Origin of the sequence: Streptomyces sp. NBC_01381, assembly GCF_026340305.1 — a bacterium.
Classification (GTDB): Bacteria; Actinomycetota; Actinomycetes; order Streptomycetales; family Streptomycetaceae; genus Streptomyces.
The window spans coordinates 4,448,078-4,461,316 of the sequence record NZ_JAPEPI010000001.1 but is presented as its reverse complement, the minus strand read 5'-3'; the positions used below and the strand labels follow the sequence as shown (position 1 = coordinate 4,461,316).

At 70.4% G+C, this 13,239-nt stretch carries 15 protein-coding genes; 6 read left to right on the top strand and 9 right to left on the bottom strand.

Features of this window, described 5'->3' with window-relative positions; translation table 11 throughout:
- The first annotated feature begins 10 nt into the window (after positions 1-10).
- The 3 genes from OG453_RS20820 to OG453_RS20810 are packed head-to-tail and all read left to right on the top strand — an operon-like array spanning position 11 to position 2,090.
- Positions 11-595 carry a TetR/AcrR family transcriptional regulator gene (locus OG453_RS20820; protein WP_266869481.1) on the top strand — a complete coding sequence of 195 codons (585 nt, stop codon included), beginning with the start codon at positions 11-13 and terminating at the stop codon, positions 593-595.
- Positions 596-597: 2 nt separating this feature from the next.
- On the top strand, positions 598-1,182 hold the full coding sequence (locus OG453_RS20815) for a DUF4865 family protein (protein ID WP_266869480.1): 585 nt from the start codon (positions 598-600) through the stop codon (positions 1,180-1,182).
- A complete protein-coding gene (locus OG453_RS20810) occupies positions 1,179-2,090 on the top strand; it encodes a phosphotriesterase (RefSeq protein ID WP_266869479.1) in 912 nt (303 codons plus the stop codon). Before OG453_RS20815 ends, OG453_RS20810 begins: the two co-directional genes overlap by 4 nt.
- A gap of 10 nt (positions 2,091-2,100) precedes the next feature.
- On the opposite strand, the gene OG453_RS20805 is transcribed toward OG453_RS20810, so the two are convergent.
- The 3 genes from OG453_RS20805 to OG453_RS20795 form a co-directional block, all read right to left on the bottom strand.
- Positions 2,101-2,856, bottom strand: coding sequence for a dienelactone hydrolase family protein (locus OG453_RS20805; RefSeq protein ID WP_266869478.1), 756 nt, complete (start codon positions 2,854-2,856; stop codon positions 2,101-2,103).
- 268 nt (positions 2,857-3,124) lie between these two features.
- Positions 3,125-3,724, bottom strand: coding sequence for a DUF4352 domain-containing protein (locus tag OG453_RS20800; RefSeq protein WP_266869477.1), 600 nt, complete (start codon positions 3,722-3,724; stop codon positions 3,125-3,127).
- A gap of 136 nt (positions 3,725-3,860) precedes the next feature.
- Positions 3,861-4,715 carry an alpha/beta fold hydrolase gene (locus OG453_RS20795; protein ID WP_266869476.1) on the bottom strand — a complete coding sequence of 285 codons (855 nt, stop codon included), beginning with the start codon at positions 4,713-4,715 and terminating at the stop codon, positions 3,861-3,863.
- A 139-nt stretch (positions 4,716-4,854) separates the two neighbouring features.
- Between OG453_RS20795 and OG453_RS20790 the strand changes: the two genes are divergently transcribed.
- Together OG453_RS20790 and OG453_RS20785 are read left to right on the top strand one after the other, a co-directional pair.
- Positions 4,855-5,451 (top strand): TetR/AcrR family transcriptional regulator, encoded by a 597-nt coding sequence (locus OG453_RS20790; RefSeq protein ID WP_266869475.1) that lies wholly within the window; start codon positions 4,855-4,857, stop codon positions 5,449-5,451.
- A 157-nt stretch (positions 5,452-5,608) separates the two neighbouring features.
- Entirely contained in the window at positions 5,609-6,805 is a 1,197-nt protein-coding gene (locus OG453_RS20785) for an MFS transporter (RefSeq protein ID WP_266869474.1), read from the top strand.
- Here the strand turns inward: OG453_RS20785 and OG453_RS20780 are convergent.
- Positions 6,802-8,034: an ROK family protein gene (locus tag OG453_RS20780; RefSeq protein WP_266869473.1), complete on the bottom strand. Its 1,233-nt coding sequence runs from the start codon at positions 8,032-8,034 to the stop codon at positions 6,802-6,804. The two genes, OG453_RS20785 and OG453_RS20780, sit on opposite strands and share 4 nt — an antisense overlap.
- 246 nt (positions 8,035-8,280) lie before the next feature.
- Here OG453_RS20780 and OG453_RS20775 point away from each other — a divergent pair, with 246 nt between their 5' ends.
- Positions 8,281-9,471 (top strand): MFS transporter, encoded by a 1,191-nt coding sequence (locus OG453_RS20775; protein ID WP_266869472.1) that lies wholly within the window; start codon positions 8,281-8,283, stop codon positions 9,469-9,471.
- Between the two features lie 222 nt (positions 9,472-9,693).
- Here OG453_RS20775 and OG453_RS20770 read toward each other — a convergent pair whose 3' ends face one another.
- The 5 genes from OG453_RS20770 to OG453_RS20750 all read right to left on the bottom strand — a co-directional run bounded on the left by OG453_RS20770 (position 9,694) and on the right by OG453_RS20750 (position 13,238).
- On the bottom strand, positions 9,694-10,464 hold the full coding sequence (locus OG453_RS20770) for a class I SAM-dependent methyltransferase (RefSeq protein WP_266869471.1): 771 nt from the start codon (positions 10,462-10,464) through the stop codon (positions 9,694-9,696).
- A gap of 13 nt (positions 10,465-10,477) precedes the next feature.
- Complete coding sequence (locus tag OG453_RS20765) at positions 10,478-11,014, bottom strand: lasso peptide biosynthesis protein (protein ID WP_266869470.1); 537 nt, start codon at positions 11,012-11,014, stop codon at positions 10,478-10,480.
- Positions 11,011-11,289 (bottom strand): PqqD family protein, encoded by a 279-nt coding sequence (locus OG453_RS20760; protein WP_266869469.1) that lies wholly within the window; start codon positions 11,287-11,289, stop codon positions 11,011-11,013. Before OG453_RS20760 ends, OG453_RS20765 begins: the two co-directional genes overlap by 4 nt.
- On the bottom strand, positions 11,267-13,009 hold the full coding sequence (locus tag OG453_RS20755) for an asparagine synthase-related protein (protein WP_266869468.1): 1,743 nt from the start codon (positions 13,007-13,009) through the stop codon (positions 11,267-11,269). The genes OG453_RS20760 and OG453_RS20755 overlap by 23 nt, the downstream gene beginning before the upstream one ends.
- Before the next feature lie 85 nt (positions 13,010-13,094).
- Positions 13,095-13,238, bottom strand: coding sequence for a hypothetical protein (locus OG453_RS20750; RefSeq protein ID WP_266869467.1), 144 nt, complete (start codon positions 13,236-13,238; stop codon positions 13,095-13,097).
- Position 13,239: the final 1 nt, after the last annotated feature.

Genomic DNA, 13,239 nt, shown 5'->3' with positions numbered 1-13,239 from the left:
ACCTACTAGTATGTACAGTACGTTCATGAGCACTCCGGAGCGTCTGATCGAGTCCACCCGCGAGCTGCTGTGGGAGCGCGGCTACGTCGGCACGAGCCCCAAAGCCATCCAGCAGCACGCCGGGGCCGGGCAGGGCAGCATGTACCACCACTTCGCCGGGAAGCCCGACCTCGCGCTCGCCGCGATCCGGCGTACGGCCGAGGAGTTGCGCGCTGCCGCCGACGCGGTCCTGGGCGGCGAGGGATCGGCGTACGAGCGCATCGAGGCATATCTGCTGCGCGAGCGCGACGTGCTCCGCGGGTGCCCGGTCGGCCGCCTCACGATGGATCCGGACGTCATCGCGAGCGACGAGCTGCGCGCGCCGGTCACCGAGACGCTCGACTGGCTGCGGGGGCGGCTGGCCGGAATCGTCGAAGAGGGCCAGGAGCAGGGCGAGTTCGCGGCCGCGCTCGATCCGCGGGAGGTCGCGGCGGCGGTCGTCGCGACGGTCCAGGGCGGCTATGTGCTGGCCCGCGCCGACGGCTCGCCCGCGGCCTTCGACACGGGCGTTCGGGGCTTGCTCTCCCTCCTGCTCCTGCAGACAGGGAGCCGATGACCATGCACGCGATGCAGTACGAGATCACGCTGCCGGCCGACTACGACATGGGGATCATCCGCCACCGCGTGGCCGCCAAGGGGCACCTGCTGGACGACTACCCGGGGCTCGGCGCCAAGGCGTACCTGGTCCGCGAGCGCGGTGTCGACGACTCCCCCGTGAACCAGTACGCGCCGTTCTACCTATGGAACACCCCCGCGGGCATGAACTCCTTCCTCTGGGGCCCCGGATTCCAGGGCATCGTCGATGACTTCGGCCGCCCCGAGGTGCAGCACTGGACGGGTCTGGCCTTCGCGGAGGGGATCGCGTCCGCCGCTCCCGCCCGCGCCGCGATACGCCGCCGGATGCGGATCCCCGACCGCACTCCCCTGGGCCCCCTGGCCGCCGAACTCGCCCACGAGGCCGAGCGGTTGGCGCGCCAGGACGGAAACATCTACGCGGCCGTGTCCATCGATCCACGCACCTGGGAGGCACTGCACTTCTCCGTCTGGGACCACGCATCTCCCCAAGGGGTGGGCGATGTGTTCCAGGTGCTGCACCTGTCGGCACCGGAGCGGGACCTGCTTCCCCGGGGCCGGCAGTGGTGAGCGCGGTCCGCACGGTCCTCGGGGACGTCGCCCCCGAGTCGCTCGGCATCTGCGACGCCCATGACCACCTCTACCTGACCAGCCCTCAACTTCCGGACCAGGAGCTCGACTCGACCGCTGGAGCGGCGCGCGAACTTGCGGCGTTCCGTGCGGCGGGCGGCGGGAGCCTCGTCCAGTGGACTCCGTACGGCATGGGGCGGCACGCCGGAGACCTGCCCGAGCTGTCCCGCACGACGGGCGTACACGCCGTCGCCGCGACGGGACTGCACCAAGCGGCGCACTACGCACCGGAGTTGCTCGCCCTACTGCGCGCCGGTGACCTGGGCGCCCTGTTCATACGGGAGCTGACGCAGGGCATCGGCGACACGGGCGTGCGCGCCGGGCTGATCAAGGTCGCGGGCGGCTTCCACGGCCTGGACGCGCACGCCCGCTGGACCATGGAAGCCGCGGCCGAGGCCCACCGGGCGACGGGTGCGCCCATCGCCGTCCACCTGGAACTCGGCACCGGCGCCCTGGACGTACTCGACGTCCTGTGCGGGGAGTTGGGCGTCCCGCCCGCCCGGGTGATCCTCGGCCATCTGAACCGCTCCCCCGACCTCACCCTCCACCAGGAGGCCGCGAAGGCCGGCGCGCATCTCGCCTTCGACGGCCCCTCCCGCGCCCACCACGCCACGGACTGGCGGATGCCGGACGCCGTACGCGCCCTGGCCGATGCCGGGTTCGCCGATCAGCTGCTCCTGGGCGGCGACACGACGACGGCCGGGGCGCGGTCGGTCAACGGCGGACCGGGGATGCCGCATCTGCTGCGCCGGGTACGTCCACGCCTCCAACTCGCGGCAGGAGAAGGCGTGGTGGAACAGATCCTGACGACGAACCCGGCGCGGGCGTTCGCGGCGGAGTGGGCCTAGCGGAGTGGGACTAGCTGACCGGCTTGACCAAGGTGCGCTCAAGGAGGGGGAGCAGGCGCTCCCAGTGGCGCTGCAGTGCGGCTGCGCTGAAGGCGTCGGTGTCGGACATGGTGAAGCCGTGGAGGGTGTCGGGGTATGTCTCGGTGGTGTAGTCGACACCTGCGGCGTCCAGGGCCTGATTGAGGTCGCTGAGGGCCTCGGGCGACAAGTCGTTCACGGCGAGGCCGATGTGGACTTCCGCGGTGAGCTCGGAGAGCAGGCGGTGCGGGCTGTCGGGCGCGTCGGTGACCAGGAAGCCGGGGTGGAATCCGGCGACGGCGGCCACCTGGTCGGGGTGCGCCGCAGCGGTGCGCATCGCCAGGCCGGCGCCCATGCAGTAGCCGATCGTGGCGACCGGTCCGGCACTGACCTCTGGCTGGGCGGTGAGGAACCTGAGGTAGGCGTCGGCGTCACTCAGGGCACGTTCGGTGGTGTGCGCCTCGACCAAGGGCATCAACTGGGCGAAGATCGCCGGGCGGTCGTCGTCTCCGATGTGCTCGGGAAGTTCGACCACCGGTGTCGTGCCGTGCCGGTAGTAGAGATTGGGAACGAGTACGTAGTACCCGTGCCCGGCCAGCTCACGGGCCTTCTCCTCCAGCTCGGGCCGCAGGCCGAAGGCGTCCATGTACAGCAGCACCCCCGGGTGCGGCTCGCCGTCGTCGGGGAAGGCGGCGAAGGCGTCGGCCTGGCCGTCGGTGGTGGGTATGCGCAGGGTCTTGGTGGGCAAGTTCTTCCCTTTCATGGGCTGGTGCCGGTGCACAGCCTCTATTGGGGCAGGGTTCGTGATCATTACCAGCTACGACGGATGTCCGCATATTCCTCGAACCCGGTCTGCTTGCCCCTGGACCTGCCCGGCCGGTGTGCCCGTCTGGTGCCGCACGCGATCTGGCGCCGCCCCCTGGCCGGAGCACCCTCTACCTCGAGTCGCCGCAGGACTGATGCCGCCTGCGGGCGCACCTCGGCACCCGCAGGCGGCATCCACACCGCCGACCGCGTCACCCGATCTGCCACTGCCCGGTGTCGTCGGCGAATCCCGAGTCGGGTGTCCACTGCGCGCTGGTGATCGCGGAGTCCTCGGGGACCTCGAAGACCAGCCAGCCGCGGGCGGTCTCGCCGGGCGGGAGTTTGACGGCCGCGGCCATGGCCGGTCCGGCCGTCACATCCGCGATGGTGGCCTGGAAGCGCTGCCCCGTCTTGTCGGCGACCTGCGCTCCATTGATGGGGCTGTCCTCGTAAACCTTGCCGCCCTTGTTGTCCAGCTTGAACAGCGCTGCGACCCACTTCTTGCCCGTGGCCGGTTCGAGGAACTGGCTGGAGGATTTCGCCGGATCGACGAACTTCTCGACGGTCACGTCGAGCCGCGACCCGCCCTTCAGCCCCTTGAGCGTGAGGGTGTCACCGACCTCGGCCCTGCCCGAGCGCTCCGAGGAATCCTCCGGCTCGTCCGCGGCCGGCTTTTTGGACTTCGAACCGGACGTGACATCGGGCGACTTCGACTTGGACTTTGGCTCGGTGACGACATCGCCACCACCGCAGGCCGTCGCGGCGCCGAGAGCCAGTACGGAGAGGACGGTGGCTGCGATGAGACGACGCATCGAGGCCTCCTCGGAAGTGCCAGTGGGAGGAGGCTCATCGTGAACCCGCACCGGAGGATGGGGAGGACCCCGTGCGTACATCGTGCGCGAATCGGTACGGGAATGCCTCCGGCATGTGACCCTCCGCTGCTCTCACTCAGCCGACCGCCCGCCCGAAGTCCTCCTCCAGATGCGCAAGGAGCCGCGCCGGCGCGTCCTCCTGGACGGTGTGGCCCGCGCCGTCCAGCCAGATCAGCTCGGCGTGTGGGATTCGCGCCCGCAGGAACGCGGCGAACTCCCCCGGCAGCAGGCGGTCTTCACGGCCCCAGATGATCCGGGTCGGCACGGACACCTCGCCGAGCAGGGGTTCGATCTCGTCCGTCTGGGACTGGGCGAACTGGCGGTACTGTCGGTAGAAGGCGGCCTGGCCCCGGGCGCCGCGCCATGGGGCGAGGTAGGCGTCCAGGACTCCGGGACCGTATCCGGTGTGCGTGGCGTGGCGCAGGTGGCTGGCCACCAGGGCCTCATGGGCGTACCCCGGCAACCGCTCAAAGACGTGCGCGTTGTCGCGGATGAGCTTGAAATAGCCCGTCCCCCACGCGCCGCCGCCGACCGCGTCGACCAGCGTCAAGTCCCGGTACGCGGCGCCCTCCAGGAGCAGGGCCCGCAGCGCGACCGCCCCGCCCACGTCGTGCGCGACCACACTGGGCCGCTCCAAGCCCCAGTGCGCGAGGAGCCGGGCGAAGTGCCTGCCCTGCGCGGCCAGGCCGACGTCCTGGCCGTCCCGCTGCTCCGACCGGCCGAAGCCCAGCAGGTCCCAGACGTAGACCTTGCGTGTGCGGGCCAGGGCGGGGGCGATCTCGCGCCAGATGTACGACGAGAAGGGCGAGCCGTGCAGCAGGACGACCGGGTCCCCTTCACCGAACGACGCCCACCTCACGTATCCGTCGGACGTCTCGAATTTCTCGAAGGTCTCGAACTCCTCGAACTTCTCGGCCAGTTGCCAGGTCACCGGTACCTCCCGCGCGTAGGGGTTCGTGCCGCACTGCCTCGTCCCGGATTCTGACGTTACCAGTACTCCTATTTAACTGGTAACGCGATTCCGATTGCCCATATTGCACTGACCATTCCAAAACCTGTACGGTACCGACATGGCCCGACCGAGAACCTTCGACGAGGAACGGGCCCTGGACGCGGCGATGCGCGCCTTCTGGGCGAACGGCTACGAGGCCACCTCGACCCAGGATCTGTGCGACGCCACCGGCCTGGGCCGCAGCAGCATCTACAACACCTTCAGCAGCAAGCACGACCTGTTCCAACGGGCCCTGGCCCGCTACATGGACGCCATGACCGCCACCCAGATCGAGATCATGACGGACACGGAACGCTCACCGATGGAGCGCATCCGCGCCCTGTTCGCGCGGATCGTCGACTCCGAGTTCGAGTGCCGCGAGGACGGGCACAGCATCGGCTGCCTGACCGTCAACACGACCGTGGAACTCGCGGGGCGCGACCCCGCGGCCGCCGAACTGCTCGCACGCGACCTCGCGGTACGCCTGGCCGCCTTCCAGGACACCATCCGCGCCGGACAGAGCAGCGGCGACATCACCTCCCCGCGGGACGCGGCCGACCTGGCCCGCTTCCTGAACGCCGTCATCGGCGGCATGCGGGTCGCCGCACAGGGCGGCGCCGACCGGGCCACCCTGGAGGCCATCACGGAGACGGCGCTCGACGCGCTGACGCGCTGACCCGCTAGCGCCAACCGGCTTTCTCTCGGCCCGACTTGGGCTGCCTCGCATTCATTCTCTGTACGCCCTCGCACGCCCTCGCACGCTTTCGCGCACCTTCGCGCACCTTTGTTTTGTACTGATCTATCCATAACCGAACTCCGACAGGAGCAGACCCATGCCCCGCGCCGTATACGTACTGGCCCTCGGCATCTTCGCCATGGTGACCAGCGAGTTCGTGGTCGCCGGACTGATGCCGCAGATGGCCGAAGGCCTCGACGCCACGATTCCGGAGATCGGCTACCTCATCACCGCCTTCGCCGCCGCGATGGCCATCGGCGGGCCCTTCCTCACCGTTGCCGTACTGAAGATGCGTCAGAAGTCGGCGCTTGCCGTCCTGTTCGTGGTCTTCCTGGCGGGCAACGTGCTCGCCGCCCTCGCCCCGGACTACCGCACCATGCTGGTGGCCCGCGTGATCACAGGGATCGCCTCACAGGCCTTCTTCGGCGTCTCCATCTCCCTCGCCGCGCGGCTCACCCGCCCCGAAGTGCGGGGCAGGGCCATCGCGGTGGCCCTCAACGGGCTGATGCTCGGCACCCTTCTCGGCCTCCCGCTCTCCACCGTGATCGGTGAACACCTGGGCTGGCGCGCCGCGTTCTGGGCGATCACGGGGCTGACCGTCCTCGCCGCGCTCGCCACCCTCGTCGGTGTGCCGCACATGGAACGCGCCGACGACGGCGGCGACCTCCGCCAGGAGCTGGGCGCCTTCCGGAATCCCCGGCTGTGGCTGACGCTCACCACCAGCACCTTCATCATCGGCGCGACGTTCTCCGCCTTCAGCTACCTCAACCCGATCCTCACGGAGGTCACCGGCTTCGCCACGGGGACCGTTCCGCTGCTGCTCATCGCGTACGGCGCGGCCACCGTCATCGGCAACACCGTCGTGGGCCGGTTCGCCGACAAGCACACGATCCCGGTCCTGCTCATCGGGCTGATACTCAATCTGGCGTTCCTCGTCGGCTTCGCCGCCTTCGCCCAACTCACCGTCCCCGCCGTGGTGTTCATGATGGGCATCGGTCTGGTCGGAGTCACCATGAACCCCGCCCTTGTGACCCGCGTCCAGCGCGTCGGCAACGCCCGGCCGCTGGTCAACACCGTCCACTCCTCGTTCATCACGCTGGGCATCATCATCGCGACGTCCGTGGGCGGGCCCGCCATCGATACGTTCGGACTGCGGGCGCCCCTGTGGATCGGCGCCGCCCTCGCCGCACTCGGCCTGGTCAGCCTGCTGCCCGACCTGAAGCGGCGGCGGCGAGAAGCGCCAACCGCCGCTGCCACGACCGCAGTTGAGGCGGCGGAACCCGTGAAGGTCTAGCCGAGCGCCCCGAGGGGGTCGTCGAGCACCGGCTGCCAGGCCAGTTCGGCGGCCCCCACCAGGCTGTTGTGGTCCAGGGTGCAGGCCAGGATCGGCACGCCACCGCTGCGTCCCCACAGGCTGCGGTCGGCCACGACGGCGCGCAGCCGCTCGGGGTCGGCCTCCAGGAGGGCGCGGTGCAGGCCGCCGAGGATGATCCGGTCCGGGTTGAGGATGTTCACCAGGCCCGCGAGGCCCAGGCCCAGACGGTCGATCAGCTCTTCGGCCGCCGCGCGGACCGAGGGATCCGCGGCCGCGTCGCGGAGCAGACCGCGGGCCTGCAGGAGCAGCCCCTCCGGCCCGGGTTCGCGGCCGGCGGCCGTCAGGAAGGCCAGCGGGTCCGTCTCGACGTCCAGGCAGCCGCGGCTTCCGCAGTGGCAGGGACGGCCCTCGGGGTTGACCGTGACGTGGCCGACCTCCAGGGCCAGACCCGAACTGCCGGTGTGCAGACGGCCGTCGAGAACGAGCGCGCCGCCGACGCCCCGGTGGCCGGTCGCCACGCACAGCAGGTCGCGGGCGCCGCGCCCGGCGCCGTGCCGGTGCTCGGCGAGTGCGGCGAGGTTGACATCGTTGGCGGCGAACGCCGGTCCCGCGATCCCGGCGTCGCGTACGCAGTCGGCGAAGATCTGGCGGACCTGCGAACCCGCAGGCCATGCCAGGTGCAGCGGGTTGAGCGCGGTGCCCTCCGGCTCGGCGACGGCGGACGGCACCGCGAGGCCCGCGCCGACGCACCGCCGCCCGGTCTCCCGCAGCAGTTGGGCACCCGCGTCGATGACGGACCCGAGGACCTGCGCCGGGTCGGCGTCGATCGTCTCGCAGCCGGGTGCGGTGGCGACGATCCGGCCGCCGAGCCCGACGAGCGCCGCCCGGAAGCCGTCGGAGTGCACCTGCGCGGCGAGCGCCACCGGCCCGTCGTCCGCGATGGAAAGGCCGTGCGACGGCCGGCCCTGCGAGCCCGCGGGCGCGCTCGGCCGTGCGTCGATCCTGATCAGGCCGAGCGCCTCCAGCTCGGCGGCGACGGCCCCCGCGGTGGCGCGGGTGACGCCCAGCTCGGCGGTGAGCACGGCACGCGTCGGGGCCCGTCCGGTGTGGACGAGCTCAAGGGCGGGACCGAGCGCGCCGCGCCCTCGCTCGAGGCGCGTACGCGTGGACAGATCCCCCTCGGCACGGGGGGCAGCCTTGCCGTTCATGAGGGCGAGTCTCCCATGATCCGTACGCGGCCTCGCCGTTCAGTCGCCATCTGCCCTTCCCCTGCCATTCCCTGACGCCTTCGCCGGCATTGCATGACGCGTCCACCGCCATTCCCTGACATCTCCGCCGCCCTCGCCTGACATCTCCGCTGCCCTCGCCGGCATCTCCGACAGGAGGCGGCGGACACCGAGTCGACAAAAAGAACCGCCTTGTACGCGACCGGGGTGCACCCCTACTCTGACTTTGTGCCGCTACTAAACAAAACCACGTCCGCAGCGTCGCGGGCCACTCCCCCGGGCCTTCGCAGGCTCCGTGTCGCCCTCACCGTCTTCTTCGCGCTCGACGGCTTCATCTTCGCCGGATGGGTCGTCCGCATCCCCGCCATCAAGGACCAGACCGGCGCTTCGGCCAGCGACCTCGGGCTCGCGCTGCTCGGCGTCTCCGCGGGCGCCGTCGTCACGATGACCCTGACCGGACGCCTCTGCCGCCGCTTCGGCAGCCATCCGGTGACGGTGGCCTGCGGAGTGCTGATGCCGCTCAGCGTCGCGCTGCCGCCGCTGACACACTCGGCACTGGCGCTCGGCCTGGTACTGCTGATCTTCGGGGCGGCGTACGGCGGGATCAACGTGGCGATGAACAGCGCGGCCGTAGACCTGGTGGCCGCTCTGCGCCGCCCGGTCATGCCCAGCTTCCATGCCGCCTTCAGCCTGGGCGGCATGGTCGGCGCGGGCCTCGGCGGGCTGATCGCCGGCTCCCTGTCCCCCACGCGCCACTTGCTCGGCCTCACCGTGATCGGCCTGATCGTCACCGCCGTGGCAGGACGTACGCTGCTGCGCCTCGAACCACCCGCTCCGCCGAGCGGCGTCCACCGCGAGGACAGCGCCCCTCGCCGGCTCGACAGCCGGACCCGCGGCCTGGTGATCGTCTTCGGCCTCATCGCCCTGTGCACGGCCTACGGCGAGGGAGCACTCGCCGACTGGGGAGCACTCCACCTCGAACAGGACCTCAGCGCCCACCCGGGCATCGCAGCCGCCGGCTACTCCTGCTTCGCCCTCGCCATGACGATAGGCCGACTCAGCGGAACGACCCTGCTCGAACGGCTCGGCCAGACCCCGATACTCGTGGCCGGCGGCACCTTGGCCGCCTTCGGCATGCTCCTGGGCGCACTCGCCCCGTCCGTGTGGGTGGCGCTCATCGGCTTCGCCATCACCGGACTCGGACTCGCCAACATCTTCCCGGTCGCCGTCGAACGCGCCGGCGCCCTGGCCGGTCCCAGCGGCGTAGCCACCGCCTCCACACTCGGCTACGGCGGCATGCTCCTGGGACCGCCCGCCATCGGATTCATGGCCGACTGGTTCACCCTGCCCATCGCCCTCACCAGCGTCGCGGCACTGGCAGGCCTCGCCGCTCTCATCGGACTCACCGCCCGCCGATGACGGAACGGGGGCGGCGAGCTTGGCCGATCGCAGGGCCACGAGGACGGCGCTGCGTCGCGTTGCCATCGCATCGAGTGTGAAGCCCTCGGCCTGGGCCAGTCGGTGCCGGAACGCGCTGAATCCGGTGCAGGACCAGCAGGCATCCGGGCTGCTGGTATCTCCGTCTCCGGGGAACAGGATCAGTTCCATGCCGGTCTCCTTGCGCGCCGAAACCTGCCCGGCTCATGCCGGGGTGATCGCGCGGTGAAGCATCGCGTTGTGGTCGAGGATGATGCCGCCGTGCGCGTGCATGTGTTCGGCGCCGGCCCAGAAGCGGCGACGGAACTCGGCGGCGCGTCGGGCCGGCAATGTCTCGACCACGGCCATGGACATCTGGGACTCCAGCAGCTCCCAGAGCGCCGATGGCCTGGGCACCTGTACGGCTGCCGCGACCGGTCGTTGCGTCAGCTCGATGAATCCTGCCTCGGCCAGCAGGGCGGCCGGATCCGCGGGTGTCGCGGCGTCTGCGGCAGGGCCGGGGGCGGGCCAGAACTCCTGGGCCAGCCGGGTGAGCCACTCCCACCGGCCGCGGGCTCCGTTTACCGACAAGGCGACCGTCCCGCCCGGTGCCAGGACCCGGCGCATTTCGGCCACCGCTGCCGCGGGGTCCTCAAGAATCTCCAGCACGTCGGCAGCGACAACCGTGTCGAAGGAGCCGCGGGGAAAATCGAGTCGTGTCACGTCCATCTGCCGGACGGTGATCTCCGGTACGTCCGCGGCGAGCCGACGCACCATTGCGGGTGTCACATCGATCGCGGTGACGACGCAGCCGCGGGCCACGGCGGCCCTGGCGGCCGCGCCGCGCCCGGCTCCCACGTCCAGCAGCCGGGTCGCCGGTTCCGGATCCGCGAAGTCGATCAGCCGCCGGCCGAAGTCGGCCGCGTACATGGCCAACTCCTCGTAATGGCCCGCGTGGTCCTCGAACCACCGCACGTGGTTGTTCGCCTCGGTCACGGGCTCCCCTTGGTCATGGACGGAGCCGCGCGCGGGGCGCCGCGGGTGCCTCGGACGCGGCGACGCGCTGCAGAACGGTGTAGCCGAGTTGGACGTCTGGATTGTCGTTGAGCACGGCGCCGTACAGCTCGGTCCAGGAGTGGAAGCTGTTCTTCGGCATGGCCACGGTGCGCAGGCGGGCGATGGTCACTTGAGCGGGCAGTCCGAGAGCTGACAGATACGTGGCCAGCGCGAGGGAGCGCGGCAGGCAGAGACCGTCAGGGAGCACCGTGCGATGGACCAGTTGGGAGGCGAAGACCTCCCGGCGGGCCAGCCGGAGCGCGGTGCCGGCCGGGAGGGCGGCCAGTGCCGCCGATCCGGGGCCGGGGCGTAGACGCCGCAGATACAGGTGCGCCACCGACCAGCCGTGCCGACGGTAGATCCACAGCGCGCGGAAGGTGCGCCCCACGGCGTACGCGCGGAGCGGGAGAGGGATGCGTGGCGGGGTGGTGGCCGGGTCGAGGTCGGACAGGAAGAACTCCCCGTCCGGTGTGGTGACGGCTCTGTTCATCGCGGGCCCTCTTGCGTGGCGGCCAGCAACGCACGGTCGCGGAGCTGGCCGGTGAGCTTGGCGAGACCGGCTTGGAGGGTCTGGTCCGTGGCGTCGATCTGCTCGCGGAGGCGGCCGACCACATCGTCCACGGTGTCGCCGTGCAGGGCCGCCCGCAGCATGAGGGTGGCCGTCGAGTTCAGAGTCAGGTAGACACCCCGGCCGGTGTCGAGAATGACCCCCGCGCCGTCGGTGTCGTCGAAGACTGCGTGCTCAGCCAGCCGTACGAGAGGCATCGCGAACACCCTTCTGCGTAACGGAGGCCCGCCGCGCGTCGCCGCGCAGGAACAGCTCGGTCATGGCGGCGCAGATCAGCTGTTCGGCATTGCGGCGCAGGCTCGCCGGCTCGGCCAGCACACGGGCGAGCTGCCGCGGATCCACGATGCCCATCCGAATGAGGTGCGCGTCCGGGCGCCCGATCAGGTCTGCCAGTACCTGGCCGTGGTTGAGGGCATAGTTCTTGTGCGGCGAATCCAGCCACAGCCGTCCGTAGCGGCGCCAGATCCTCTCCGGGAGCCGGGTGGACAGGAGCAGCCGGAGCACCGGCTTGGTGATCAGCCTCCCCTGGTAGGGCAGGAGCCGGTAGGCGTCCGGCATACGGGCCGCGAGGCGGCGGATGCCCTTGTCGCCCAATGGACTGCACAGTTGGATTCCCCGCGGTCGCCAGACACTGAGGTCCACGCAGTGGTCCCGGGCCGAGTACGCGTCGCTGAACCGGTCGTCGGGCACGCCGGGAAGCGGGGTGAGGAAATCGGTGGCTCGTGCGTTGTCCCCGGTCGGCACCAGATCGCCCAGAACGGATGAGGACGCGCTGGCGCTTCGGAGGATGCGGGAGGACTCGAAGCGTGAGCACAGCAGCCCCCGGCACAGCGCCGCCTTCTCTCGCAGGCGGAGATCACCGTGCAGTACCTCGTACAGCCCGTAGCGCGTCGGGCCGAAGACCATGTCACCATCGCGGCCCCAGGTCAGGAAGGTGATTCCGTCGCGCTCGATGCGGTCGGCGATCTGCTCCTGCCACCGGAAGGCGATGTTGTTGTAGGGATGCGGGAGCTCCCATTTCTCGGACAGATAGCCCTCGTCGTGGTCCATCATGACCGGCACGAAAGGTACGCCCAGGTGGTCACAGACCTCCCGTGCGTAGCCTGACTCATCGGCGAGAGGGTCATCGGTGGCCTGGTGGTAGGCGACCACGTCGGCTCCGGAGTCCACCAGGGCCGTGAGCACCGCCCCGGAGTCAAGACCGCCGCTGAGCAGGATGCCGATCCGGCCGCGGCCGGTGTACGGGCGCACCGCCTGCAGAATCAAGTCGTAGGCGATCTCGGCGTATTCCGGCATCGTGGTGTGCCGGGGCAGTTCCAGCGGGACGATGGGGTCGTACTCCACGACGTCTACGCGGTCGCGGTCGACGACCACCACCTGTCCGGGCAGGACCGGCGTGAGGTTGTCATAGATGAACACCTCGTCGCCGCGGCACGAGCGCCAGATCGCCTCGTGGTCGAACTCCTCCGGGCCGTCGAGCAGATCGGTGGGATCGGTTGACCACCGCAGCAGTGCGCCGTCCCTGCGATGGAGGAGACCTTCCCGGCTGGTGGCGCTCCGGAAGAGAAAGACTCTGTGCTCGGTCACCAGGCAGCCGGCCAGGTCTCCGGGCAGCCGCGCAAGTTCGGCGTAGCGGGCGTTCTTGAGGGCGGAGGCTATCTGCCGTACCCGGTCAGGCGTCACCGGCCCCATGACAGGTCCGGACAGCAGCAGCCGCTCCCGGTCCGCAGGGGCCGGAACCCGAGGAGCGTCCGGTGCTGCATGCCACTGCACGGCGAGGCGGCCCGTCTCGGGAGGTGCCGGGCGTTGTCCGAAGGGGGCGGCCACGTAGGTGATGCGGGAGTCGGGATCACCGAAATGAACCTGCCCGCGGCAACCCGTGTAGTCCCCGACCAGAACAGACCCCGTGCCCGTCACCGGACGCTCCCCTCCGCACGCGCGAAGCATTGTCCGTCGCTACGGCTCCCTCCCCGGGCATGCCTGCCCGGGGAGGGAAATGGACTCACAGCAGCACACGGTGGGCCGGGTTGTCGTGCACGAGCAGGCCACCCATGGCCGTCAGCTCCTCGACCGTGCCCAGCTCCTCGACCTCAGGCTCCACATAGGGCCGTTTTGTGATCGATTCCTTGCCCGTGTCATGTTCCATG